This window comes from Actinoplanes sp. NPDC048796 (assembly GCF_040650035.1).
Taxonomy (GTDB): Bacteria; Actinomycetota; Actinomycetes; order Mycobacteriales; family Micromonosporaceae; genus Actinoplanes.
In genome coordinates this window covers 1,208,709-1,234,558 of record NZ_JBEZGO010000001.1, presented here as the reverse complement: position 1 = coordinate 1,234,558, position 25,850 = coordinate 1,208,709, and the positions used below count along the sequence as shown (strand labels likewise).

Here is a 25,850-nt window from a genome sequence, read left to right as displayed (position 1 = left end):
CCTCACAAACGGCGCGCCTCCACTATGTGGCGGCGCGCATCTTTTTGCCCGATTTCCGCGGCGCGGGGTGTTGCGGGTACGGCCACCGGCGCACGCTGCGGGTAGCCTGCACCAAACGTAAGTACCGCTGACCCCCGGGAAATCCGTGCACCTCAAGAGCCTCACGGTCAAGGGCTTCAAGTCCTTCGCCTCCGCTACGACGCTGCGGCTGGAGCCGGGCATCACCTGTGTGGTGGGCCCCAACGGCTCCGGCAAGTCGAACGTCGTCGACGCCATCGCCTGGGTGCTCGGCGAGCAGGGCGCCAAGGCGCTGCGCGGCGGCAAGATGGAGGACGTCATCTTCGCCGGCACCTCCGGCCGGGCGCCGCTGGGCCGGGCCGAGGTGACGCTGACGATCGACAACAACGACGGCGCGCTGCCGATCGAGTACACCGAGGTCTCGATCACCCGCCGGATGTTTCGGGACGGCGCCAGCGAGTACGAGATCAACGGCAACGCCTGCCGGCTGCTCGACATCCAGGAGCTGCTCAGCGACTCCGGTATCGGCCGTGAGATGCACATCATCGTCGGCCAGGGCCGGCTCGACGCGATGCTGCACGCCAAGCCCGAGGACCGCCGCTCCTTCATCGAGGAGGCGGCGGGTGTCCTCAAGCACCGCAAGCGCAAAGAGAAGGCGATCCGCAAGCTCGACGCGATGCAGGTCAACCTCAACCGGCTGACCGACCTCACGGCCGAGCTGCGCCGCCAGCTCAAGCCGCTGGGCAAGCAGGCCGAGGTGGCCCGGCGGGCCGCCGGCATCCAGGCCGACCTGCGCGACGCCCGGCTCCGGCTGCTCGCCGACGACCTGCACACCCTGCGGACCACCCTCGACAAGGAGATCGCCGACGAGTCGGCCATGCGCGACCGCCGCCAGCAGGTCGAGGCCGAGAACCGCGAGATCCAGCGCCTGCTGGCCGACCTCGAGCTGGCGCACGCCGAGGACGCGCCGCTGCTGCAGGCCGCCCAGGACACCTGGTACAAGCTGTCCGCCCTCCAGGAGCGTTTCCGCTCGACCGAGCAGCTGGCCACCGAGCGGCTGCGTCACCTCGCCGCCACGCCCGACGAGGAGCGGCCCGGCCGCGACCCCGACCAGCTCGTCGCCGAGTCGGAGCGGGTGCGCGAGCAGGAGGAGGAGCTGCGCGAGGCGCTCACCGACGACCAGATGCGCCTGGCCGAGGCGATCGAGCAGCGGCAGGATCTCGAACGCCAGCTGGCCGCGGCCGAGGGCGCCCTGCGCTCCGCGGCCAAGGCGATCGCCGACCGCCGCGAGGGCCTGGCCAAGCTGGTCGGCAACGTGAACGCGGCCCGTGCCCGCACCGAGGGCGCGAGCGACGAGATCGAGCGGCTCGCGGCGGCGCACACCGACGCCATGATGCGGGCCGAGGCCGCCCAGGCCGAGGTCGACCTGGTCGCCGCCGAGTCGTCCGAGGCCGACCGTGACAACGTGGAGCTGGACGCGCGGCACGCCGAGGCGGTGGCCGAGCAGGACCGCGCGGCCGCGGTGGTCAGGGAGCTGTCCGACGCCGAGCGGGCCGCCGAGAAGGACGCCGCCAGCTGGAAGGCCCGCGAGGAAGCGCTCGCCCTCGGCCTGCAGCGCAAGGACGGGGCCGGCGCGCTGCTGGCCAAGGGGACCGAGGTGCCGGGCCTGCTCGGCAGCCTGGCCTCGATGCTCACGGTCCGGCCCGGACACGAGGCGGCGCTCGCCGCCGCGCTGGGCTCGCTCGCCGACTCGGTGGCGCTCTCCGGAGTGGACGAGGCCGTCGAGGCGATGCGTACCCTCAAGATCGCCGACGCCGGGCGGGCCGCCCTCGTGGTCGCCTCGCCGGCCGGTCCGGGCATGCGGGGGACGCTGGACGCGCTGCGGCCGGCGCTGCCGGACGGCGCGATCTGGGCGCCCGACGTCGTCGACTGCCCCGAGACGGTGCGCCCGGCGCTGAATCGGGCGCTGCGTGACGTCGTACTCGTCAATGATCTTCCGGCCGCGGCCGCGCTGATCGCCGGGAACGCGGAGCTGCGGGCGGTCACGCCGGACGGGGACGTGCTCGGCGCGTACGCCGCCGCCGGAGGCTCCGGTAAAGCCTCCAGTTACATCGAGGTCCAGGCCGCCGTCGACGAGGCGAAGGCCCGCCGGGCCGAGGCCGAGGCGTCGATCGGCGCCCTCAAGTCGCAGCTCGCCGAGGCCCGGGCCGAGGTGGCCCGGCACAAGGAAGCGGTGAACGTCGCCGCGCAGGCCAAGCGCGCGGCCGAGGGTGAGCGCAACGCGGCCGCCCGCCGGCTGGCCGAGCTCGGCGCCGCCGCCCGGTCGGCCAAGGCCGAGTCGGAGCGCCTCGGCGCCTCCCGGCAGAAAGCCGAGTCGGCCCGCGAGGCCGACCTGATCCGGGTCGCCGAGCTCGAGGAGCGCCTGCGGCTGGCCGAGGCCACCCCGATCGACGAGGAACCCTCCACCGACGAGCGGGACCGGCTGGCCGCGCTGGTGCCGCAGTCACGGCAGAACGAGATGGAGGTACGCCTGGCCGTCCGCACCGCCGAGGAGCGGGTCGCCTCCATCGCCGGCCGGGCCGACTCCCTGCTGCGCCAGGCCAACGCGGAACGGCAGGCCCGCGAGCGAGCGGCCGCCCGCCGCGCGGCCCGGGCCCGGGGTGCGGAGATCGCCCGGGCGGTCGCCCTGGGCGCGGCGGCCGCGCTGGCCCGCGTCTCGGTCTCGCTGGCGGCGGCGATCGAGGTGCGCGACGAGCTGGCCCAGGCCCGCACGGCCCGGGAGGCCGAGCTTCAGGAGGTACGGGCGAGCGCCAAGCGCCTGGTGGCCGAGCTGGAGCGGCTGACCAACGAGGTCCACCGCGACGAGGTGGCCCGGGCCGAGCAGCGCATGCGCATCGAGCAGCTCGAGGCCAAGGCGGCCGAGGACTTCTCGCTCGACGTCGACACGCTGATCACCGAGTACGGCCCGGAGCAGCTGGTGCCGCCCACCCAGGCCGAGGTGGCCCAGGCCGAGAAGGACGGCAAACCCGTACCGGAACCCGTGCCTTTCCACCGGCCGACCCAGGAGAAGAGGTCGAACAAGGCCGAGCGTGACCTGGCCCTTCTCGGCAAGGTCAACCCGCTCGCGCTGGAGGAGTTCGCGGCGCTCGAGGAGCGTTTCAAGTTCCTCTCCGACCAGCTCGAAGACCTCAAGGCCACCCGCAAGGACCTGCTCACCGTGGTCAAGGACGTCGACGACCGGATCCTCGAGGTCTTCACGTCGGCCTTCGAGGACACGGCCCGCGAGTTCCAGACCGTGTTCCAGGTTCTCTTCCCCGGTGGTGAGGGCCGGCTGGTCCTCACCGACCCGGAGGACATGCTGACCACCGGCGTCGAGGTCGAGGCCCGCCCGCCCGGCAAGAAGATCAAGCGGTTGTCCCTGCTCTCCGGTGGTGAGCGCTCGCTCACCGCGGTGGCCATGCTCTGCGCGATCTTCCGGGCCCGCCCCTCGCCCTTCTACATCATGGACGAGGTCGAGGCGGCCCTGGACGACGTCAACCTGGGCCGGTTGATTACCCTCTTCCAACAGTTGCGGGAGAAGAGCCAGCTGCTCATCATCACGCACCAGAAACGCACGATGGAGGTCGCGGACGCCCTCTACGGCGTCACGATGCGCTCCGGCGTCACCCAGGTGATCAGCCAGCGCCTCAACCGCGAACCGGAGGACTGACCATGGCGCGCGACCACGCACGGGCACTGCTGATCGACTTCGACGGCGTGCTGCGCCGCTGGGACCCGGCCCCGATGATCGCGGTCGAGGTCAAGTACGGCCTCAAACCGGCCGCCCTGCTCGAGACCTCGATGGCGTGGGACATCTACCGCCCGGCGATGGCCGGTGAGATCACCGACGCCGAGTGGATGAAGCTGGTCGCCGAGCGCCTGCCCATCGACAACGCGGCCGAGGCGGTCGCCGAGTGGCAGACGTACCGGGGCGAGCCCGACCCCGACGCCCTGGCCTTCATCCGGTCGGTCCGCGCCGCCGGCCGCAAGGTCGGCCTGGCCACCAACGCCACCGACCGCCTGCGGGCCGACCTGGAGGCGCTGGCCCTGGCCGACGAGGTCGACGTGGTCGTCAGTTCCTGGGAGCTCAAGGTCCACAAGCCGGCCCCCGAGTACTTCGAGCGCGCCTGCCAGCTGATCGGCGAACAGCCCAAACACGTCCTGTTCGTCGACGACGACGACCGCGTGGTCCGGGGCGCCCGGGCGGCCGGCCTCTCCGCCTACCGCTGGACCGGCCCCCAGCACGTCGACTACCTGCGCAAGGCCCTCGACCTCTGACCGGTCACCCGGTGGCGCCGTCGATGCGCTCGCGGATCAGGTCGGCGTGGCCGTTGTGGCGGGCGTACTCCTCGATCATGTGGAGGTAGACCCAGCGCAGGGAGCGGCGGCCCTTGGCCATCGGGAACTCCTGGTCGAGGTCGAAGGCGGCCACCGCCCGGTCGGCGGCGGCGCACTCCTCGGCGAAGATCGCGAAGGCCTGCTCGGCGTCGGCGGTGGCGATGTCCTCGAAATCGGCGTCGGGGTGGGCGTCGGAGACGTACAGCGGAACTGCTGTCGGGTCCTTGGCCACGCGGTCGCGGAACCAGACGCGTTCGACGTAGCTCATATGACGGACCAGGCCCAGCAGGGTCAGGTTGGAGGGGGCGGCCGACGCCAGCCGGAGCTGGTCGGCGGTCAAGCCTGAGCACTTGGCGAGCAGGGTGCCTCGGTGCCAGTCGAGCCAGCCCTGGAGCATGGCGCGTTCGGGGCCGGTATGCGGCTCGCCGGTGCGGTCGACGGATGGGGCGGTCCAGGTCATTTCGGGTACGTCACCTCAGCTACCTCGAACAGAGTGCCGTCTTTTTCGGTGCCCTCGACGCGCACGGTCGCTTTCGGGCCGTCCAGGCGCAGGGTGCTGATGGCGTTGCCGAAGTAGGGGCCGGCGAGCCGCTTCCAGCGCCAGGCCGGCTTGTCGACGCCGGCCGAGCGGGCCAGGCCGCGGACGCCCTTGGCGGCGGCCCGGGACCAGGCGAAGCGCATCAGCGGGCGCATCACGGCCGGCACCTGGTTGTGCACCGGCGAGCAGGTCAACTGCATGACCGGAGTGGTCGTGGCGGAGCCGAAGTCGGCCTCGGCCACGTACGAGTGGTGTACGTCGCCGGACAGGACGCTGATCGAGGCGGGAGCCGCGTACGCGCCGCCGGCCCCCACCCGGTGACCGGGCGCGCCGGTGCCGCCCTCGCCGAGGCGGCGGAACAGCTCGCCCAGCGCGGTGAAGGAGCGGCTGAAGGCGGCCCAGTGCTCCAGGTCGACGGCGCGGCGCAGCTTCTCGGCGGCGGCGCTCACCCGGGGCGAGGACGAGTCGGCCGTACGCTCGTTCCACGCCTCCAGATGGTGGATCGCCGGTGGCATCAGCCAGGGCAGGGACGAGCCGACGACCAGGTGGTCGTACGAGCCGTGGGCCTGGTCGATGAACCAGTTCCACTCCCGGGGCGGCAGCATCTCGCGGCGGCCGGGGGTGAGCACGCGGCTGCAGCGGTTGTCGAGCATGACCAGGCGGGTGCGGCCGATGTCGAGGGCGTAGCTCCACTGGTACGGCTGCTCGCCCGTGTCGAGGGAGCGGCCGAACTCGTGCAGCAGGTCGGTGGCGTCGTCGACCGTGGTGATCTTCTGGAAGAGCTGGTCGGCGGCGAGCTCGTCGGGGCTCATGTTGCCCAGGTGCTGATAGACCCAGTACGAGGCCAGGCCGCCGGTGATGCGCTCGGTCCACCACGACTGTTCGGCCATGTCGGCGCGCCACGAGGCCGAGGTGTTCCAGTCGTCGATCAGCTCGTGGTCGTCGAAGATCATGACGGTCGGCACGGTGGCCAGCAGCCAGCGGATCTCGGGGTCGCGCCACGACTCCAGGTAGAGCTTCGTGTACTCGTCGAAGGTGACGACCTGGTCGGACGGGCCGTCGTGACCGGCCGCGCGGCGGCGCCGGAGGAAGCGCTTGACCTTGGCCGACGTCTTGTCGGCGTACACCTGGTCGCCGAGCAGGACGACCAGGTCGGGCCGGAGTTCCGGGTTCTGCGGGTCTTTCATGAGCCGCCGGGCGTACGCGTCCAGGGCGTCCGGCGGCAGACGGCGGCCGGTCGCGTGCGGGGTGGCCTCGCGGCAGGATCCGAAGATCATCCGGACCGGCGCGGCGCCGTCGTCCTCGGGGCGGGTCCGGATGACCGGCGGCGGATAGGTCGACTCGGCCGAGGGCCAGACCACACGATCGTCCAGGAGCACGGTGTACGCGCTGGCGGCACCCCGCCGCAGGCCCTCGACGACCACGAGCGCGTAGTGATGCCCGTACGCCGTGAAGGTCGGCGCCGAGCCGGCGCCGCCGCCGTCGGCCTCGACGCGCACGTAGGCCGGTTCGGTCGTCTCGACCCAGACGGTGGCGCGGTCTCCGACGACCCGGCGCAGCAGCGGGCCGATGAGCAGGTGAGCAGTCACCGGGTGGGGGTCCTTTAGCGGTCAGGGGTGGGGGCGTCCCATCTTCCTGCACGAGGGCCACGGGCCGCCACTGCCCGGGCGACGCCACGGACGGACGGCGCATCTGTCAGGATTTCCGCATGGAATACGTGGTCGCCGCAGTAATCCTGCTCGTCGTCCTGATCGCCGGAGCGGTCGGCCTGGTGGTGCCGCGCATGCGCCGCCGGGAGCTGCCCCCGCAGGGCGGGACCACGACGCTGGAGAAGCCCACCGTCGACGAGCAGGCGCCGCCGGTGGTGGTGCCCCCGGTCCGCGACGAGGAGCTGCCTCCGCTGATCGTGGCGGAGCCGCCGGTCGCCGAGGAGCCGGTCGAGGTCACGCCGGAGATCGAGAAGCCGGAGCCGACGGCCGGCCGCCTGGTGCGGCTGCGGGCCCGCCTCTCCCGCTCGCAGAACATGTTCGGCCGGGGCCTGCTCAGCGTGCTCTCCCGCGATCACCTCGACGAGGACGCCTGGGAGGAGATCGAGGACACCCTGATCACCGCCGACGTCGGCGTCGAGGCCACCCAGGTCATCGTCGAGCGGCTGCGCGAGCGGGTCCGGGTGCTCGGCACCCGCACGGCGGCCGAGGTGCGCCAGCAGCTGGCCGAGGAGCTGACCGCCGCGCTCGAGCCCGACATGGACCGCACCCTCAAGACGGCGCCGCACGACGGCCGTCCCGGCATCATGATGGTGGTCGGCGTGAACGGCGCCGGCAAGACCACCACCTGCGGAAAGATCGGCCGGGTGCTGATCGCGGACGGGCGCAGCGTGCTGTTCGGCGCGGCCGACACCTTCCGCGCGGCCGCCGCCGAGCAGCTGTCCACCTGGGGCGAGCGGGTGGGCGCCGAGACCGTGCGCGGGCCCGAGGGCGCCGACCCGGCGAGCGTGGCGTTCGACGCGGTCAAGCGGGGCATCGAGGTCGGCGTCGACACCGTGGTGATCGACACCGCCGGCCGCCTGCAGAACAAGGTCGGCCTCATGGACGAGCTGGGCAAGGTCAAGCGGGTCGTCGAGAAGCACGGCGCGGTCGACGAGACGCTGCTGATCCTGGACGCGACAACCGGACAGAACGGACTCGAGCAGGCGCGGGTCTTCACTGAAGTGGTGGACGTTACCGGTGTGGTGTTGACCAAGCTGGACGGCACCGCGAAGGGCGGAATCGTCATCGCCGTGCAGCGCAAGCTGGGCATTCCGGTCAAGTTGGTGGGTCTGGGCGAGGGTCCGGACGACCTGGCGCCCTTCGAGCCGGCCGCTTTCGTCGAAGCGCTGCTTGGTGGCGCCGCGTAGTCTCAGGGGAGATGTACGCGGGGCGGGGAGGGTGTTGGTGACGCAGGAGCCGGTGCGGGAGATTCCGCTCCACGGCGGCAACGTCAGCACGGTCTCGCGCGTCGGCGACACCGTGCGGCGCAACGCCGGCCCGTGGACCCCGGCCGTGCACGGGCTCCTCAACCACCTCGAGCGAGTCGGCTTCACCGGCTCGCCGCAGGCCCTGGGCATGGACGAGAAGGGCCGCGAGGTCCTGGAATACCTCGACGGCGAGTGCGGCGAGTACCCGCTGGCGCCGCACTGGGTGACCGAGGAGGCCCTGGTCACCGTCGCGACCATGCTGCGCATGTTCCACGACGCGCAGTACGGCTTCGTGCCGCCGCCCAACGCGGTCTGGCGCTCGTTCGGTCCGCCGCCGCCGGACACCGAGGTGATCTGCCACCACGACGCCGCGCCGCACAACGTGGTCTGGCGGCCCGACGGCACCCTCGCCCTGATCGACTTCGACCTGGCCTCGCCGGGCGCGCGCATCTACGACGTGGCCTACGCGGCCTGGACCTGGGTGCCCCTGTTCAGCGACCGGGACTCGTACACCCTGGGCTGGAAGAGGCCGAACCGGCCGCGCCGCCTGCGCCTGTTCGCCGACGCCTACGGCCTCATCCCGCGCGACCGGCACCGGCTCGTCCGTACGATCCGCAAGAGGATCGTCGACCATGTCGAGGGCATCCGGCGGATGGCGGCCGCCGGTGATCCGGCCTTCGTCCGCATCGTGCACAAGGGCCACCTGCGGCGACCCATGCGTGATCTTCGATTGCTCGACTACGAGCGCCACACGCTCGAATACGCTCTTCGCTGATTCGGGCAATCCTCCCTTACGGGCTGTGAGAGTTTCTTCACACGTACGAAACAACCCGTGACGCGCCGGAAATCGCGTGTAGACCGTGCGTGAAACAGCGGAACGGAAGGCTCCCGTCATCAACCGGCCGATGGGCGACGCTGCTCTGAGGGTCGTGTACGAGGACACCTTCATTCCGAGAGGAGGCAGCGTGGAGATCGATACCGGCAACACCGCCTGGTTGCTCCTGTCGTCTGCGCTCGTTTTGCTCATGACCCCCGGCCTGGCGCTGTTCTACGGTGGCCTCAACCGGTCCAAGGGCGCCCTGAACATGATGATGATGAGCTTCTCGAGCATCGGGATCGTCTCCGTGCTCTGGGTGCTCTACGGCTTCACCCTCGCGTTCGGCGCCAACGACGGTGAGGGCCTGAACAAGTTCATCGGCAGCTTCACCCAGTACTTCGGCACCGGCACCAGCTGGGCCGGCGACATCTGGCTGGAGACCGGCATCCCGGTCTACGTCTTCATGGCGTTCCAGATGATGTTCGCCATCATCACCGTCGCCCTGATCAGCGGCGCGCTCTCCGACCGCTTCAAGTTCGGCGGCTGGGTCCTGTTCGCCATCGGCTGGTTCACCATCGTCTACGTCCCGGTCGCCCACTGGGTGTGGGGCGGCGGCTGGATCGGTGCCAACCTCAAGGCGCTCGACTTCGCCGGTGGTACGGCGGTGCACATCAACGCCGGTGCGGCGGCCCTGGCGGTCGCGATCGTGCTCGGCAAGCGCATCGGCTGGCCCCGCGAGAACATGCGCCCGCACAACGTCCCGTTCGTCGCCCTCGGCGCCGGCCTGCTGTGGTTCGGCTGGTTCGGCTTCAACGCCGGCTCCGAGCTGACCGTCGACAGCACCACCGGTGTCGCCTTCGTCAACACGCAGGTCGCCACGGCCGCCGCGCTGCTCGGCTGGATCATCGTGGAGTGGCTGCGCGACGGTAAGCCGACGCTGGTCGGCGCCTCGTCCGGCGCGGTCGCCGGTCTGGTCGCCATCACCCCGGCCTGTGGTTTCGTGGCCCCGCTGCCGGCCGCCCTGATCGGCATCATCGCCGGTGCGGTCTGCGCCCTGGCCGTCGGCCTGAAGTACAAGCTGGGCTACGACGACTCGCTCGACGTGGTCGGCGTCCACTTCGTCGGCGGCTGGATCGGCTCGCTGGCCATCGGTTTCTTCGCCACCACCCAGGTCAACGGCGCCATCACCGAGGGTCTCGGCGCCAGCGAGGGCCTGTTCTACGGCGGCGGCTTCACCCAGCTCGGCCGGCAGTTCGTCGGTAGCGCGGCCGTCACGGTCTACTCGTTCGTGATCGCCCTGGTGCTCGCGCTGATCCTCAAGGCCGTCAAGCTCGGCCGGGTCAGCGAGGAGGCCGAGGTCGGCGGCATCGACATCGCGGACCACGGCGAGACCGGGTACGACCTCACGCCCGCCGCGGGCTCCGGCGGTGGCGGCGCGTTCGCCATGGCCGGCCTCAAGCCGGGTTCGGGTGTCGACGCTGACGGCAAGGCCGACGTCAGCCAGAAGGTCGCCGGTTAGATAAGACCATGACTGCTCCGAGAGAGGGACTGAGCATGAAGCTGGTGACCGCGGTCATCAAGCCGTACCAGCTCGACGCGGTGAAGGAGGCCCTGCACGCTCTGGGGGTGACCGGCCTGACCGTGAGCGAGGTACAGGGCTACGGACGGCAGAAGGGCCACACCGAGGTGTACCGGGGCGCCGAGTACACGGTGGAGTTCCTGCCGAAGATCAAGGTCGAGGTGGTGACCGACGAGATCGACGTGGACAAGATCGTCGACGCCATCGTGACCGCCGCCAAGACCGGCAAGATCGGTGACGGGAAGGTCTGGGTGACCTCGGTCGACGAGGTGATCCGGGTCCGCACCGGCGAGCGCGGCCTCGACGCGCTCTGAGAATCACGAATCAGATGACACGCATGACCAGCGAGCCGCCGGCGCCACCCTCGGTGCCCGCCGGCGGCTCGCAGGCCAAGCTGCGCGAGCACATCGGCGCCGCCGCCCGTGACGAACGGGCCGCGGCGCTCGGCGCTTGGCTGACCGGCATGTTCCCCGCCCACCTGCCCGGCGTGAGCCTCGTCGCCGTGGGCGGGCTGGGCCGGCGCGACTGCGCGCCCTACAGCGACCTCGACCTCGTGCTGCTGCACAACGGCGCGGCCGGCATCGACCGGATCGCCGCCTCCCTCTGGTACCCGATCTGGGACGCCCGGCTCGGCCTCGACCACTCCGTGCGCACGCTGCCGGAGGCGCTGTCGGTCGCGCACGACGACGTCAAGGTCTCCCTCGGCCTGCTCGACGCCCGGCACATCGCCGGCGACGCGGCCCTGAGCGCCGAGCTGGTCGCGGCCGCCTCGGACCAGTGGCGGCGCACCGCGGTGCGGCTGCTGCCCCAGCTCAAGGAGCTGACCACCGCCCGCTGGGCGAGCCACGGCGAGCTCGCCTTCCTGCTCGAGGGCGACCTCAAGGAGGCAGCCGGCGGGCTGCGCGACGTGACCATCCTGCGCGCCATCGGCCGGGCCGGCGTGGCCGACACCATGCGCCCGGCCGTGCGCGCGGCCAACCTGCGGGTGCTGGACACCCGCGACGCCCTGCACCTGGCCGTGGGCCGCCGGGTCGACCGGCTGGTCGCCCAGGAGCGGGCCGCCGTGGCCGAACTGCTCGACCTCGACGACGGCGACGCGCTGCTGCGCCGGGTCGCGGGCGACGCCCGTACCATCGCGCACGCCCTCGACGACGCCTGGCGCGCGGCCGACCGGATGCGCGGCCGCCGGCGGGGCCTGCCCGGCGGGGTGCCGGCCCGCCGCCCGGTCGCCCGCGACGTCGTCGAGCAGGACGGCGAACTGGTGCTCGCCCGCACCGCCATCGGGCCGGTGCCCGACCCCAGCCTCTCCCTGCGGGTGGCCGCCGCGGCCGCCACCGTGGGGCTGCCGATCGCCCGCGCCACCAGCGAATGGCTGGCCGCGTTCTGCCCGCCGCTGCCGAACCCGTGGCCGCCGCAGGCCCGGGCCGCCCTGGTCTCGCTGCTCGGCTCCGGGCCCGGCCTGCTGCCCACCTGGGAGACCTGCGACCGGTACGGGCTGACGGACGCCTGGCTGCCCGAGTGGGCTCGCCTGCGCAGCCTGCCCCAGCACCACCCGATCCACCGGTACACGCTCGACCGGCACCTGGTGCAGGCGGCGTACGAGGCGACCGCCTACGCCCGCGAGGTCGAGCGGCCCGACCTGCTGCTGATCGGCGCCTTCCTGCACGACGTGGGCAAGGGCCTGCCCGGCGACCACAGCGTCGTCGGCGCGCCGATCGCGGCCGAGATCGCGGCCCGGATCGGCCTGCCCCCGGCCGACGTGGCCACCATCTCCAAGCTGGTCCGGCTGCACCTGCTGCTGCCCGACGTGGCCACCCGGCGCGACCTGAGCGACCCCAAGACCATCTCGTCGGTGGCCGAGACGGTCGGCGACGCGGGCACCCTGGACCTGCTGCACGCGCTGGCCCGGGCCGACTCGCGGGCCACCGGCCCGGCCGCCTGGTCGGACTGGAAGGGCCGGCTGATGGCCGAGCTGGTGAGCCGGGTGCGTACCCGGCTCGACACCGGCGAGCTGCCCGAGCCGCCGGCGCCCGACCCCGAGCTGCTGGAGGGCGCCCTGCCGGCGGTGCACCTGGACGGCGACCGGGTGGCGGTGGCCGCGGCCGACCGCCGGGGCCTGCTCGGCCAGGTGGCGGCGTGCCTGGCCATGCACCGGCTGGACGTGGTGGGCGCGAACAGTGTGACAGTGGACCACCGGGCGATCGTGGAGTTCTTCACCCAGCCGCGCTACGGCAGCCCGTACGATCCGGTGGCGCTCGCGGCCGACCTGCGCCGGGTGGCGGCCGGGGACGTCTCGGTGACCCAGCGGGTGCGGGCCCGGGCGATGAGCGCGCGCGGCGGCACGGCCTCACCGCGGGTGGTGTGGCAGCGCGGCGCGGCCACCGACGCGGCGATCCTCGAGCTGCGGGCGGCCGACTCGGCCGGCCTGCTCTTCCGGGTGGCGACCGCGCTCGACGAGGCGGGCGCGGACGTACGCGCGGCCCGCATCTCCACCCTGGGCGGCGATGTGGTGGACGCGTTCTACCTGGTCGGGTCGTGGGCCGACGAGGCCGAGCGGGAGCGGGTCGGCGCGGCGGTGCTCGCGGCCGTCTGAGGGGCCGTCACCGGCGTCGGCCCGAGGCCGTTGGTCCCCGCATGCAGCACCACCCATCAGACCTGCTCGATGATCATGTGCGGGCGATCGGTCCCCGACTGCGCCTGGCGCTGACCGCCACGGCCGTCCGCAACCGTTCCCTGGACGCGCGGGTGCTGCTCACCCGGGCCGCGCTCGGCCCGCACGGCACCCTGGACGAGCTCGTCGAGGCCGCGCGGCGGGGCGACCGGCGCTGGCTGCGCCGGCGGCGCCGCAAAATCGATTCCCCGCTGGTCTCCGCGATCGCGCAGAGCCTGGTCCTCGACTCCGGGGCGGAGGACGCCCTGGCCGTCTTCGAGCTGGCCCGGCGGGCGCTCGGGGCGCGGGCGCTGTCACCGGCCCACCAGCTGCTGCACGTTCAGCTCGCGCTCGCCCACGAGGGGCCGGAGCGGGCGCGGAAGCTGCTGCGGCGCTACCGGAAGATCGGCGAGCCGGCCCGTAAGAGCCTGGTGGCCGATTTGCTCAACCCGTTCGTGGCCGACCGGGCGGCCGAGCCGTGGCACACCGCGTTCGGTTCGCTGCTGCCCCTGCCGGCGTTCACCCTCGGGGACGGGACCACGCCGTTCGACAGGCTCGTCCCGGCCGACGCCGGCAAGGTCGAGGGGCCCCATCGGATCTCGGTGGTGGTCACCGCGTACCGCCCGGACCAGGGCCTGATCACCGCGGTCCGCTCGATCCTGGCCCAGAGCTGGGCCAACACCGAGGTGATCCTGGTCGACGACGCGTCGCCGCCGGAGTTCGACGCCGTGCTGGCCGAGGCGGTGGCGCTCGGCGACCGGGTGCGGCTGCTCAAGATGCCGGTCAACGCCGGCACGTACGCGGCGCGCAACGCCGGGCTGGACGCCGCCGGCGGCGAGTTCGCCACCTTCCAGGACTCCGACGACTGGTCACACCCGCGCCGCCTCGAACTCCAGGCGCGGCCGCTGATCGACGACCGGCGGCTGGTCGCCACCACCTCGGACGGGCTGTCGGTCACCGACCAGCTGCTGTGCACCCGGCCCGGCGTGCGCAGCGGCCGGTTCAACCCCTCCTCGCTGCTCATCCGGCGCGGCACTGTGCTGCGGACGGTCGGCTACTTCGACCGCCTCCGCAAGGCGGCCGACTCCGAGTACATCGGCCGCATCCGGGCCGCGTTCGGGGCCGGGCGGGTCCGGCACGTCGACGCCAAGCCGCTGGCCCTGATCCGGTTGTCGGCCGGCTCGCTGTCGCGCTCCGAGATCCGTGCACAGTGGATGCACCCGGCCCGGACCGCCTACATGTCCGCCTATCAGCGCCACCACCAGCTCATCGCGACCCGCCGGGCCAGCGCCTTCCGCCCGGCCGACGGCGCCGACCGCCCGTTCCCGGCGCCGGACCACCTTGTCGGCACGGTCCGCGACCGCCGCTACGACGTGGTGATGATGGCCGACTGGCGTTTCCTGGAGAGCACGCAGCGCACCGCCCTGGACGAGATCCGGGCCCTCACCGCCGCCGGGGTGCGGGTCGGCCTCCTCCAGTTCGACTCGATGCGCGCGGTCTACCAGCGCCGGATGCCGGCCTGCGCCGGAGTCCAGGACCTGGTCAACGACGGCGTGGTCGACTGGCTGGCGTGGGAGGAGAGCGCCGAGACGGCCCTGGTGATCGTGCGGCAGGCCGCCGTCCTCCAATTCACCGGCGGGCTCTCCAGCGGGATCAGCGCCGCGCGGGCGGTGGTGGTGGCCGATCGGGCACCGGCTCGATCCGACGGGACGGATCGGCGGTACGACCCGGCGATGTGCACGGCCGCGGTCCGGCGCCTGTTCGGGCCGGATCCGGTCTGGGTTCCGCAGGACGACGGGGTGCGGGCCTTACTGCGTACGGAAACCGCGCCGGTGAATCTGCCTGTCGCTCTCGCCGCGGCGGGCTGGGTGGCCGACCGGACCACGGCCGCGCCCGGACCGGCGATCGTGGGCACCGACCTGTGCGACGCCGCCTGCCGGCCCGAGGCCGCCGCCGAGAGCCTGGCCGTCTTCGCCCAGCTGTCCACCGCCGACGTGCGGGTCCGGCTGCCCGACCGGCCCGCGGGGGAGTCCGCGGTCGAACTCGCGCCGACCTGGCTCGGTTACCAACCGGCCGATCTGGGACCGCGCCCGTTCCTGCATCAGCTCGACTTCTACCTGCATTTCCCGCCCCGGGAGGCGGCCGAGTGGTACTCGCGGCCCGCGCTCGAGGCGGCGCAGACCGGCTGCGTCGTGGTCATGCCCGAGCGCTACGCGCCGCTCTACGGCGACGCGGCCGTGTACTGCGCCCGGTCCGAGGCCGAGCCGCTGATCGCGCGCTACCGGGCCGATCCGGCCCTGTTCGCCGAGCAGAGCCGGCGGGCCCGCGCGGCCGCCGCCCGGATCGGCGATCCGGTGGCGTTCGTCGACTGGGTCCGGCAGTCGCTGCCCCTGCCGGTCGCGTAACGGCGCGGCCGATGCCCGCGTTAGCCCGGTGTGTGGGCGACTAAGGAGATCATCAGGCGCCGGCTCCGGCGCCGGGCCCGGCGGTACGCGAACCGGCTGACCAGCCTTTCCCGGCGTCAGTGGGCCGGCCTCGCCGTCGTGCTGGCCGGTTCGGCCGGTGTGGCGGTGGCCGCGGTGATCGGCCAGGCCGCCGTGGCGACGGGCCTGCTGGCGCTGCTCCTGGCGGCCGTGCTGACCGGCGTCATCCACCTGTCCCGGCGGATCGGCCGGGTCAACCGGTCGACCCAGGCCGCCGTACGGGACCTCCGCACCGTCGTCGACCAGTTGCAGCGCCGGGTGATCGCCGCGGTCGAGAAGGAACGGCTGGCCGCCGGCGACCGGCACCAGGAGCTCACCGAGTCGCTGGCCCGGGCCGAACGCCTGACCGGCCGCGGGGCCGAGCTGCTGCTGCGCGAGCAGAGCCGGGAGATCGAGGCGCTGGTCCAGCTCTTCCAATGGATCACCCCGCGCGCGCCCATGCCGGCCGGCGTGACCCTCAACCCGTCCGACCTGCTGGGCCTGGTGCACATCGCCCGGGACCGGGCGCCGGCCACGACGGTGGCGCTGGGCAGCGGGCCCTCGACCATCTGGCTCGGCTACACGGTCGAGGCCCGCGGCGGCCGCCTGATCGTCGTCGACCACGAGAGGGGCCGGGCCGACCGTACCCGGGCACTGCTGGCCGAGCACGCGCTGACCTCGGTCGAGGTGCGGCACGCGGCGGTGGCCGAGCTGTCGGTCGACACGCAGGTGGTCGACTGGTACGACGTCGACGCGCTCGACGGTCTGCACGACATCGACCTGCTGGTGGTGGACGGCTCGATCGCGCCCGCCCCTTCGCAGGCGCTGACCCCGGCCCTGCACGTGCTGGGCCGCCGGCTCGCGGCCGGCGCCGCGGTCGTGGTGGACGAGTCGCCGGTGCCGCGCCAGGGCGGGTTCGGCCTGACCGCCCAGCGCCCGCTGCCGGGCCGCTGGGTGGCCCTGGCCGATCCACAGTCGACGGTCAGAGCCGGGTAAGGGCAGACAGCGCGACCCCCGCCGCGGGGGACGGCGGGGGTCGCGGTCGCGGTTGACGTCGGGGGAACGCCGCCGCGCGGTGCGGCGGGGGCCGCGCCGAGCTCATGCTCTCGTGCCCCTATGAATCGGCGGCGGGAGCGGCGGCTTGACGGTTCGGCGGGTGCCAAACCGTCACGGCTGCGTTGCCAGCACGGCGACCCGGTCGGCGTAGAGCTCGTGGGCGTGGTGGCGGCGGACGAACGCCGTGCCCCGCTCGGCCTGCTCGCGCAGGGCGCGGCGGTTGCCGTGCAGCATGCGCACGGTGTCGAGCAGTTCGGCGGGCGCGCAGTAGACGGCGGCCTCGCCGAAGGCCTCGGCGTACCGGTGGGGCAGGACGGCGACGCAGCCGGCGGCCAGCGCGGCCAGCACGTCCGGGTCCGGGTCGGCCGGCTCGTCGTCCGCCGGCAGGTGCAGGTAGAAGTCGATCTGGTAGAGGAACGAGCGCGGGCTGACGTCGGCCGGGGAATAGACGAGCCAGCTCCGCGGCGTTCCGAACCGGCCGAACGAGCGCCCGGCGGTGCCGGCCGAGTCGAGCAGCCGCACGTCCATCCGGCCGCTGTCCGGCAGCTCCTCGCGCAGGCGGCGCCACTCGGCCCGGCCGCCCCGGCAGCAGCGGCCGACCACCGGGCGGTCGGCCCGCGGGCCCCGGCGGTCCAGGCGCCACTGACGCGCGTCCAGGGTGCCGGGCAGGTCGAGGGAGGCCGCCTCGGCGGCCAGCCGCCGCCGCCCGTCCGGCCCGGCCGGTGCCCACAGCGGCCGCCGCCCGAACAGGCGCAGGGCCGCCGCCGCGGCCGGTTCGACGACCTCGGCGTCCTCGATCACCACCCGCTGGGCCCGGACGCCGCTGGGCAGGTCGGGCGCGTGTTCCAGCACCCGGGCCGTGCGGGCGACCACCAGCCGCGCCCGGACGTCGTCGGTGAGCTCGACCTGGGTCAGCTCCCGGGCGTTGATCAGGCGTTGCACCGCCGGGTCGAGGTTGCGCGGCCCCTCGCGCAGGTGGGCCAGCACGTCGAGCTGGAGCAGGGCGGCCCGCAGGCCCCGGGCCGCGAGCGCCCGCAGTTGCCCGATCCCGGCCACGCCGGCGCCGCCGGCGGTCGTCCAGTCGCCGGCCAGCACCACGTCGTACGCCTGGGCCCCGCTCTCGCCGCGCAGCCGGCGCGGCGCCACCCAGCCGGTGGTTCGCTCGGCGTGCGCCGTCTCGTAGGCGGACCGGTACGACCGGCGGGCCGGGTCGACGAAACCCACTGGGTCGTCGTCGCCGGAGCGGCGGATCAGGGTCAGCGCCTCGTCGAGGTGACGGACCGGCCGGTGCCGCGCGAGGTACTCCTCGTCGGCGCCGATCCGGATCGGGTCGAAGTAGCCGGCGCCGCGGCGGACCATCGGCGACGACAGGTCGGGCGACCGGAAGCCGGTCACGCCGGGCCGGGTGAGGACCAGCTCCGGCGTCACCCGGACGCCGGACGGGACGACCGAGGTGACCGCCTCGTCGGCGAGCAGCGGCGCGACCTGCTTCTCCAGCCGCAGCGGGTGCGACCAGCCGGCCTCGTCGTGGAATGTCACGAAGTCGCCGGTGGCGGCGTCCAGGCCGGCGTTGCGGGCCGTGTAGGCGCCGCCGGTGGCCACCATCCGGATCACCCGGACCCGCGGGTCGAGGGCGGCCACCCGGCGCAGGACCGCGTCGTACGAGGCCGGCGAGCCGTCGTCGACCACCAGGATCTCGTGGTTGGTCCAGGTCTGGGCGGCCAGCGAGCGGACGGCCGTGAGCAGCCGCTGGTCGGGCCGGTGGGTGGTGACAACGGAGGTGATCCGTCGGGGGTGCCCGGTGCGCTGGGCCGGTCGGGCGGCGAGCCGGTCGAACGGCGAGCCGGCGCCGTCGGCCACCGACACCGTGGGAACGACCTGCCCGAAATCCCAGGGGCCGTTGCCGCCGGCGTACGGATTGTTCAGATCGAGGCTCAGGCTCAGCCGGATCTGCGGATCGATGTCCGAATAGGACGCCAGCAGGGCGGCGGCCGAGGCGTGCGCGCCGGTGGCGTACGCGACCTGGCAGTGCAGTCCGTGGAACTCCGGGTCGTTCAGCCCTTCGAGCAGGGTCAGCGCGGTGGCGAGGTCGTCCGGCCGCAGGTTCTGCAACGCGATCACCCGGGCCAGCTCCCCGGTGAGGCCGGCCCGGGCGAGCGGTTCCCGGGCGGCGACGGAACGGGCCTGAAGGGCGGCGACGGCGAGGGGGTGCATGGCGGGCGTCCTCCTCAGGGGGCGAATTGTCCGTATCGCACCTTAGTCGCTTCTCGTTGACCCAACCGTGTACGACGTCGCCATCCTGTCCGACCTGCGGTGTCCGGGCGGCAACTCGGCGAGCATCGTGGCCGAGGTGCGGGCCCAGGCCGCGGCCGGCCTGCGGACCGTCCTGATCCACGTGCCGTCACCGGATCTGCGGCACGGCCGGCCGTTCCAGTCGCGGATCGTCGCCTGCCTGCGCGACGGCCTGGCCGACCTGGCCCACGACGACGGCACCGAGATCGAGGCCAGGGTGTTGCTGATCCGGCAGCCCGGGATCTTCACGCGGGACCTGGCGGCGCCGCCGCGGATCCGGGCCGGGCACACGATCGTCGTCCTCGACCGGGCGCCGGAGGACGAGGCCGGTGAACGGGTCGAGCGCTACTTCGGCAAGGACGTGGTGTGGGCGCCGATCAGCGCCCGGGTCCGCGACAGCGTGGGACCGCGGACCGCGCTGACCGGCACCGACTGGCACGAGATCATCGACGTCGCCGACTGGCAGGCCGAGCGCCGCCGGAACGCCGTGCCGGTGATCGGGCGGCCCGGCCCTGAGTGGCCGCACGACCCGGAAGAGTTGCTGCGGGCCTACCCGGACACGCCGGACGTGCGGGTGCGCTTCCTCGGTGGCGGCGAGATCGCCGTGGGCCGGCTCGGCCGCCGCCCGGACAACTGGGAGCTGCTGGAGGTCGGCGCCGAGTCCCCGCGCGACTTCCTGGCCACCCTCGACTTCTTCGTCTACTTCCACGATCCGTCTCTGGTCGAGACGTTCGACCGCACCATCCTCGAGGCCATGGCCAGTGGCGTCCCGGTCATCGTGGGGCCGCGTTCGCGGGCCGTGTTCGGTGAGGCGGCGCTGTACACCGACCCGTCCGGCGTACGGGATCTGGTCCGCCGCCTGCACGCCGACCGCCCCGCCTACGACGCCGTGGTCCGGCGGGCGCGCGCCTTCGTCACCGAGCAGTTCGGCCGCGCGTCGCACCTGGCCCGGCTCGCCTCCCTCGGAGTGATGCCCCGCCCGCGCCCGGCCGGCCCGCCTCCGGTGAGCCCGGCCCGGCCGGCCCGGCGGGTGCTGTTCGTGGCCGACGACATCGCGAAGGTCCGGGCCATCGCCCGCCGCCTGCCCTCGGGCCTGGAGGCCGTCGTGGTGGCCGGCTCGGCCGGCCTGCCCGAGGCGCACGCGGCCGGGCTGCTCACCGAATACCTGCCCGCAGCGGCCGAGCTCGGCGTCTGCGAGCAGCGCTGGACCGGCTTCGTGCGGGACCGCCTGCGGCACCTGATCGAGCTGTACGGCCCGCGGGCCGTCCTCGTCGGCGGGGTGCCGCACGACGGCATCGCCGCCGCCGTGGCCGAGAACACCGGTCCACGCTGGCTGTGGCTGCGCCCGGCCATGTGGAAGCGCGGCACCGGCGGCGAATGGGCCGCCCGCGGCGCCCTGTTCGCCGGCATCCTCGAGCCGGGGGAGTTCGCCGCCGCCGGTGACGAGGGCTGGACCACCACGGCCCGGTCCGGAGTGAGCACAGTGGACCCGATCACCGACCTGCCGCCGCGCCCACGGCGCCGCCCCCGCGACCGGACGCTGCTCTGCCGCGGCGTCGAGGCCAGCCTGCCCGGGTTCCGGGTGGTCACCGCCGGCCCGGCCGAACTCGGCGAGGTGGCGCTGGCCGTCTCCCGCGCCGACTACACGAACTTTCACGAGCTGCTCGGCGCGGCGGTGCCCACGGTCTTCGTCCCCGACCCCCAGGCCGGCGACGACCAGCTGGCGCGGGCCCGCTTCGCCGCCGCGGCCGGCGTGGCGGTCTGCGCGACCACCGACGACGAGGCGGCCGAGGCGCTGGAACGGCTGGCCGGCCGCGACGCGCGCGAGGCGCTGAGCCGGCGCTGTGCCGAGATCTCCCTCGGCCACGGCGCGGCCGACGCGGCCGCCTGGGTGGCCCGGCACACGGCGGTGGGGGCCCAGGTTGGATGAGCTCCTGGCCCGTTGGGAGGTGGCCACGCTGACCGGGCGGCTGCGCTGGGTCGAGGACGAGCGCGACGCCGCCCTGCGCGAGCGTGACCGCCACCGCGACCTCGTCCTCGCCCTGCGCCGCAGCCGCTCCTACCGGCTCGGCCGCACCCTGGTCGACCTGGCCCGCGACCCGGTGCGCTTCGGGCCGGTGATCGCCCGCCGGGCCGCCCGGCGGCTGCGGCACGGACCGGCGCCGCGGCCGGTGCCCCCGAAACCGGTGGCGCCGCCCGTGCCGGCCCGGGTCTACGTCGCGATCGGGCTGTCCCGGGCCGACTCGCAGGCGCTGGTCCGGGCCCTGCGGCAGCGGATCCTGGTCGACGCCGACCACCTGCCGGTGGTGGTGACCGACCAGCCGGCGCTGAACGGTCTGCGGGTGCCGGGCGTGGTGCTGGAATATCTGCCCGATCCGCGAACCTGGTCGCGGCACGACACCGGCGAGGGCTGGGAGGCGCTGCTGGCGGGCCGGATCGCGCAGCTGTGCCGCGATCACCGGGCGGCCGGTGCGGTGGTGATCGATCCCCGGGATCCACCGACGTTGGCGCGCCTGCTGGCGGCGGCCGCGTAATCTCCGGCGCGGCCGCTCGTTGGCGATGGCATGAGCGCCCCCACGGTCGATGCCCCGCCCGCCCCTCGCGTCGCCATGCGCTTCGTGGTCGAGGGGCCACCGGTCGGCGCGCTCTGGCGGCGGGCCCTGCTGCGGGCGGTGCTGGTGCCGTTGCCGGTGCTGGCTCCGCTGACGGCGCTGGCGCCGAGCCGCGACCACCGGTTCAACATCTACTGGCACGGCGGGTTGTTCCGCGAGAACCCGCTGCGCATCGTGCCGCACACCGTCGACTCGCTGCCCGGCTATCTGCGGCTGGGCAACTTCCGGCTCTTCGGCCGCATGCTGGAGAAGGCGCTCGACCTGGCCGCGTACACCCTCGGCGACGTGGCCGGCCTGCCGGCGAATGTGGCCTTCCGTCTCGTCTCCTTCCTGTCGGCGCTGCTGTTGTGCGTGGTGGCGCTGATGCTGGTGGAGAGCGTCGTGGCGCGGGGCCGGTTGTTCGGGCAGCCGCCGTCGGTGGCCGCGCCGGTGGTGCCGTTCGCCGTGGCCGCGGGTTTCGTGGCGGCCGGCGGATCGAGTCCGATCGTGCTCTTCGGCGGCCTCTACCTGGCCTCGGCGGCGCTGATGCTCGGCGTGGCGGCGGCGCTGTGCCGCCTGGTGACCTTCCGGCTCTGGTGGGCCCCGTTGCTCGTGCTCGGCGGGGCCGGGCTGGCCGCGTTCAACGAGATCGCCTACCTGGCGCCGCCGCTGGCCACCGTCGCCGTCCTCGCCCGCGGTCACCTGGTGCTGGGTCAGGGCCCGCGCCGGATGCTCACCTCGGCCCCGGCCAAGGCCACCGGCTTGCTCTGGGTGGGTTTCCTTCCGGTCTTCCTGGCGGTACGGGTCGTCATCCACCGGTACTGCGCCACCGGCCCCTGCTATCGCGGCTCCGACGTCCAGTTCGGCCCGGAGACCTTCGAAACCCTTCCGGTACGGGCGATCGCCTGGCTGCCGCCGCTGATGTGGCAGGCTGCCACACGCGGCCCGTGGCTGATCGGTCTCGTCCTGGTCGCCGCCGTCGTCGTGCTGATCCCGTTGGCCGGGCAGGCGATCCGCGACCTGCCACGCCTGTCCGCGGTGGACCGCCGGCCCGCGGCCGCGCTCGCGCTGGTCGCGGTCACCGCCGTGCTGCTCGCGGCCGGCATGGGTGCGCTCAACGCCGACGTGCAGAAGATGACCGTCTGGGGTCTCGGCTGGCGCGACTCGGCCGTCACCACCACGGGCGGCGGCCTGATCGTGGTGGCCGCGGTCCTGCTGGCGGCCCGGCGGCGGCGCTGGGTGCTGGTGGCGGCGGTCGTGCTGCTGGCGGGGGCCACGGCCGTGTCGGCGGCGGCCAACAAACGGCAGCGGGACACCTTCATGGCGAGCGTCCCGGCCCGGCTCTACAACCGGATCGCGGTCGAGATGGCCGACTTCGACCGCACGCCGGCCGGAGCCCAGCGGCGGTGCGCGCTGCGGCAGGAGTTCGCCGGCCTCTATCCCGAATCGTTGCGCCGGTTCGACGTGGCCCTGAACGTGGCCACCGAGCAGCGGGCCGGTGTGCCGTTCTGCGTAACCCGGTGAACGGGGGCCGCGTTGACGAAGGGACGGAGGGAGGCCGATGCGACGGCTGCGCAATCTGACACGGCGCCAGGCCGGGCTGCTGGCCGGGGCGGGCGTGCTCTGCGCCGCGGTCGGCGCGACCGCGCTGACCGGGTACGTCGGCGTCGCCCTCGCGGTCCTCGGCCTGTTCTTCGCCGTGCTGATCGGCGGCCTGCTGCTGCTCATCCGGCGCCTGGCCACGCTCCAGCGGGCCCAGCGCAAGGCACAGGCCGAGATGCGGGCCGTGCTCGACCAGACGCAGCGGCGGGTGCTGGGCGCGATCGAGGAGCTGCTGCTGCACTCGGGTGACCGGCACCGGGAGTTGTCCGACGCCCTGGCCGCCCAGCAGCGCCGGATCGAGGCGCTCACGCCGAAGGGCCCCACCGGTGACGGTGAGGCCCTTGAGGCGGTCGGTCAGTAACCGAAGTCCTGGGTGTAGTACGGGTTGCCGTTGGCGGCGTAGGCGGCGGCGACGCCGACCGTGGCGGCCTTGCAGTTGAGGATGTTGGCGCGGTGGGCCGGGCTGGCCATCCAGCCCTTCACGACGTCGGCGCCGGTGCGGTAGCCGTAGGCGATGTTCTCGCTCAGCGGGCGCGGGTAGGCGGCCGCCTTGACGCGGGTGACGAAGCTCGAGCGGCCGGCGCCGGTGTGGCTGAAGGCGCCGCCGCGGGCCATGTAGGCGCTGTGCCCGGCGGCCGCCTTGGTCAGGCGGGCGTCGACCGTGAGGGCCTTGCAGCCGTGCGCGGCGCGCTGCTGGTTGGTCAGCGTGACGATGTCGGCGGCCAGCTGGGTGGTGCTGGCGGCGGCGGCGTTGGCGGGCGACGCGAGCAGAACGATCGCAAACAGGGTGGCGGGGATCATGGCGATCAGGGCCAGACGCTTGGTGATCGAGGAGCGCATCGACTGCCTTTCGTGGGGTCCGCGCCGGCTTCTACCGCCGCGTTCACCGACCTAGTTCGGCCCGGATCCAGTGACGATTACCGTTGGCCGGGTGCGGTACCGGCGCTCTTCGGTTGCCGGACGGTTCGCCCCGCGTCACGGCCCGATTCCAAGATCGTTAGACAGCCCGTGACCGTGCACGACGTGGCCGTCCTGGCCGACTTCCGGCAACCCGGCGGTGCGTCGGCGGCCGTCGCGGCCGAGGTGCACGCCCAGGCCGAGGCGGGGCTGAGCACCGTGCTGATCCATGTGCCGGACGCCCGCGCCCACGACGGGTTCGGCTTCCGGCCCCGGATCAGTGACCTGATCCGCGACGGTGCGGCCACGCTGGCCCGCGACGACCGGCCGGTAGCGGCCCGGCTGCTGGTCGTCCGGCGCCCCTGGACCCGCCCGGCCGATCTGTCCGTCCGCGCCGAGCGGACGGTGCTCGTGGTCGGCCGTCCCCCGGTCGAACCCGCCGTCTACGAGCAGGCCCGCCGCTGGTTCGGGGCCGAGGCGGCCTGGGCGCCGACCAGCCCACAGGCGCGGGAGCAGCTGCTGCGGGTCGCGCCCGGGGTCCGGGTCACCACCACCGACTGGCACGAGATCATCGACGTGGCGCACTGGTGGCGCGACCGCGACGGCTTCGTGGCCGACGAGCCCGTGGTGGGCCTGCGCGGGCCGTTCCCGGTCGACCTGGGCGACCTGCGAGTGCGGTGGTTCGGCGACAGCTCGCCCTTTCCGCACTGGGAGATGGTCCCGTTCGGCGCCGAGCTGCCCGGCGAGTTCCTGCGCACCCTCGACTTCCTGGTCGACTTCCAGCAGACCTTCTCGCGCTCGGCCCTCGAGTCGATGGCGGCCGGCGTGCCGGTGATCGTGGGGGAGCACCTGCGCCCGTTTCTCGGCGGGGCCGCGCTCTACTCGTCGCCCGGCCGGGTGGCCGGCCTGGTCCGCGAGGTCTACGCCGATCCGGACCGCTACCGCGGCGTGGTCGGCCGGGCCCGCGAGTTCGCCGAGCGGCACCACGGCCACCGCTCCCACCTGGCGCGGCTCGCCCGCTACGGCATCCGGCCCCGGCTCAACCTGCCCGGCCCCCGGCGGTCGGCGCGCCCTCTCATCGCCCCGCCCCGGCGGCTGCTCATGGTCGGTGACGACGACGCGAAGGTGAGCACGGCGATCGCCCGGCGCCTGCCGAGCGACCTGGCCGCCGTCATCGCCGCCGGCGCGCCCGGGGCCGCGCTGGCCCACGCGGAGGGCTTCCTCACCGAGCGCCTGCCGTCCCGGGCGGCGCTGGGCGTCACCGAGGCACGCTGGAACCGGCTGGCGTACGACCGCCTCAACCACCTCGTCGAGGTGCACGCGCCGGAGGTCGTGGCGGTCGACGGCGTCCCGTTCGAAGGGCTCGCCCGGCTCGCCCGCGAGCGGGCCGACCTGGTCTGGGTGTGGGTACGCCGGGCCCTGCCGCCGCGCCACCCGGGCGCCGAGTGGGACGACGTCCACGTGCTGGAGCCGGGTGAGTTCGCCGCCCTCGCCGTGGCCGACGAGGCGCGCGCGCACCGGGTCGACCCGATCACCCTGTTCGACCCGGGTGAGCTGTCGGCGCCCGAGGCGGCCCGCGCGGAGCTCGGGCTCGGCGACGGGCCGCTGGCCCTGGTGTCACCCGGCGTCCCGCCGGGCATCGCCGAACGCCTGGAACGACACGGCTTCCGGGTGGTCCGCGACGAGCCGCCCAGCCGCTGCCTGCGGGCGTTCGACCTGACTGTGAGCGGGGCCGGTTACGACGCCTTCCACGAGCGGCTGGCCTACGGGATCCCCACGGTCTTCGTGCCCGGCCGGGACGGCCAGCAACGGGCCCGGTTCGCGGACGCGGCCGGGGTGGCCCTGACCGTCGAGGATCCGGAGCCGGACGAGCTCGAGGAGGTGCTGGAGGCCGCGGTCCGGCCGGAGGTGCGGGCCGCGCTGACCCGGCGCTGCGCCGAGCTGACCTTCGGCAACGGCGCGCTGGCCGCCGCCACCTGGCTGAGCGGGCTGCGCGCCCGCGTGAGGAGCTGAGC

Annotated in this window: 18 protein-coding genes; 14 read left to right on the top strand and 4 right to left on the bottom strand. The window is 73.9% G+C overall.

Annotation, left to right across the window (positions count from 1 at the left end; all coding sequences use genetic code 11):
* The first annotated feature begins 145 nt into the window (after positions 1 to 145).
* Positions 146 to 3,727, top strand: coding sequence for a chromosome segregation protein SMC (gene smc, locus AB0C26_RS05835; RefSeq protein ID WP_360242101.1), 3,582 nt, complete (start codon positions 146 to 148; stop codon positions 3,725 to 3,727).
* A 2-nt stretch (positions 3,728 to 3,729) separates the two neighbouring features.
* On the top strand, positions 3,730 to 4,335 hold the full coding sequence (locus AB0C26_RS05830) for an HAD-IA family hydrolase (protein WP_360242098.1): 606 nt from the start codon (positions 3,730 to 3,732) through the stop codon (positions 4,333 to 4,335).
* A gap of 4 nt (positions 4,336 to 4,339) precedes the next feature.
* Here AB0C26_RS05830 and AB0C26_RS05825 read toward each other — a convergent pair whose 3' ends face one another.
* Together AB0C26_RS05825 and AB0C26_RS05820 are read right to left on the bottom strand one after the other, a co-directional pair.
* On the bottom strand, positions 4,340 to 4,855 hold the full coding sequence (locus AB0C26_RS05825; protein ID WP_360242095.1) for a DinB family protein: 516 nt from the start codon (positions 4,853 to 4,855) through the stop codon (positions 4,340 to 4,342).
* Positions 4,852 to 6,522, bottom strand: coding sequence for an alkaline phosphatase D family protein (locus AB0C26_RS05820; RefSeq protein ID WP_360242092.1), 1,671 nt, complete (start codon positions 6,520 to 6,522; stop codon positions 4,852 to 4,854). Before AB0C26_RS05820 ends, AB0C26_RS05825 begins: the two co-directional genes overlap by 4 nt.
* 119 nt (positions 6,523 to 6,641) lie before the next feature.
* Here AB0C26_RS05820 and ftsY point away from each other — a divergent pair, with 119 nt between their 5' ends.
* The 7 genes from ftsY (at position 6,642) to AB0C26_RS05785 (ending at position 16,393) form a co-directional block, all read left to right on the top strand.
* The gene (ftsY, locus tag AB0C26_RS05815) at positions 6,642 to 7,829 is read left to right on the top strand and encodes a signal recognition particle-docking protein FtsY (protein ID WP_360242089.1); all 1,188 of its coding nucleotides are present in this window, start codon (positions 6,642 to 6,644) and stop codon (positions 7,827 to 7,829) included.
* 37 nt (positions 7,830 to 7,866) lie between these two features.
* Positions 7,867 to 8,664, top strand: coding sequence for an aminoglycoside phosphotransferase family protein (locus tag AB0C26_RS05810; protein ID WP_360242086.1), 798 nt, complete (start codon positions 7,867 to 7,869; stop codon positions 8,662 to 8,664).
* Between the two features lie 190 nt (positions 8,665 to 8,854).
* On the top strand, positions 8,855 to 10,225 hold the full coding sequence (locus tag AB0C26_RS05805) for an ammonium transporter (RefSeq protein WP_360242083.1): 1,371 nt from the start codon (positions 8,855 to 8,857) through the stop codon (positions 10,223 to 10,225).
* Positions 10,226 to 10,260: 35 nt separating this feature from the next.
* The gene (locus AB0C26_RS05800; RefSeq protein WP_097318397.1) at positions 10,261 to 10,599 is read left to right on the top strand and encodes a P-II family nitrogen regulator; all 339 of its coding nucleotides are present in this window, start codon (positions 10,261 to 10,263) and stop codon (positions 10,597 to 10,599) included.
* Positions 10,600 to 10,613: 14 nt separating this feature from the next.
* The gene (locus tag AB0C26_RS05795; protein ID WP_360242080.1) at positions 10,614 to 12,878 is read left to right on the top strand and encodes a [protein-PII] uridylyltransferase; all 2,265 of its coding nucleotides are present in this window, start codon (positions 10,614 to 10,616) and stop codon (positions 12,876 to 12,878) included.
* A 41-nt stretch (positions 12,879 to 12,919) separates the two neighbouring features.
* Positions 12,920 to 15,340, top strand: coding sequence for a glycosyltransferase family A protein (locus AB0C26_RS05790; RefSeq protein ID WP_360242076.1), 2,421 nt, complete (start codon positions 12,920 to 12,922; stop codon positions 15,338 to 15,340).
* Positions 15,341 to 15,370: 30 nt separating this feature from the next.
* The gene (locus tag AB0C26_RS05785) at positions 15,371 to 16,393 is read left to right on the top strand and encodes a class I SAM-dependent methyltransferase (RefSeq protein WP_360242073.1); all 1,023 of its coding nucleotides are present in this window, start codon (positions 15,371 to 15,373) and stop codon (positions 16,391 to 16,393) included.
* A 171-nt stretch (positions 16,394 to 16,564) separates the two neighbouring features.
* Here the strand turns inward: AB0C26_RS05785 and AB0C26_RS05780 are convergent, their stop codons facing one another.
* Positions 16,565 to 18,667, bottom strand: a complete 2,103-nt coding sequence (locus AB0C26_RS05780) for a glycosyltransferase family 2 protein (RefSeq protein ID WP_360242070.1) — start codon at positions 18,665 to 18,667, stop codon at positions 16,565 to 16,567.
* Between the two features lie 67 nt (positions 18,668 to 18,734).
* Here AB0C26_RS05780 and AB0C26_RS05775 point away from each other — a divergent pair, with 67 nt between their 5' ends.
* From AB0C26_RS05775 to AB0C26_RS05760, 4 genes are read left to right on the top strand one after another with little or no spacing between them, the layout of a single operon-like run.
* Positions 18,735 to 20,675, top strand: a complete 1,941-nt coding sequence (locus AB0C26_RS05775; RefSeq protein ID WP_360242067.1) for a glycosyltransferase — start codon at positions 18,735 to 18,737, stop codon at positions 20,673 to 20,675.
* A complete protein-coding gene (locus AB0C26_RS05770) occupies positions 20,668 to 21,279 on the top strand; it encodes a hypothetical protein (protein WP_360242064.1) in 612 nt (203 codons plus the stop codon). The genes AB0C26_RS05775 and AB0C26_RS05770 overlap by 8 nt, the downstream gene beginning before the upstream one ends.
* Before the next feature lie 30 nt (positions 21,280 to 21,309).
* Positions 21,310 to 22,860, top strand: a complete 1,551-nt coding sequence (locus tag AB0C26_RS05765; RefSeq protein ID WP_360242061.1) for a hypothetical protein — start codon at positions 21,310 to 21,312, stop codon at positions 22,858 to 22,860.
* A gap of 37 nt (positions 22,861 to 22,897) precedes the next feature.
* Complete coding sequence (locus tag AB0C26_RS05760; protein WP_360242058.1) at positions 22,898 to 23,299, top strand: hypothetical protein; 402 nt, start codon at positions 22,898 to 22,900, stop codon at positions 23,297 to 23,299.
* Here AB0C26_RS05760 and AB0C26_RS05755 read toward each other — a convergent pair.
* On the bottom strand, positions 23,293 to 23,778 hold the full coding sequence (locus tag AB0C26_RS05755; protein ID WP_360242055.1) for a CAP domain-containing protein: 486 nt from the start codon (positions 23,776 to 23,778) through the stop codon (positions 23,293 to 23,295). The genes AB0C26_RS05760 and AB0C26_RS05755 overlap by 7 nt on opposite strands.
* A gap of 168 nt (positions 23,779 to 23,946) precedes the next feature.
* On the opposite strand from AB0C26_RS05755, the gene AB0C26_RS05750 reads away from it, so the two are divergent.
* A complete protein-coding gene (locus AB0C26_RS05750; protein ID WP_360242052.1) occupies positions 23,947 to 25,848 on the top strand; it encodes a glycosyl transferase in 1,902 nt (633 codons plus the stop codon).
* Positions 25,849 to 25,850: the final 2 nt, after the last annotated feature.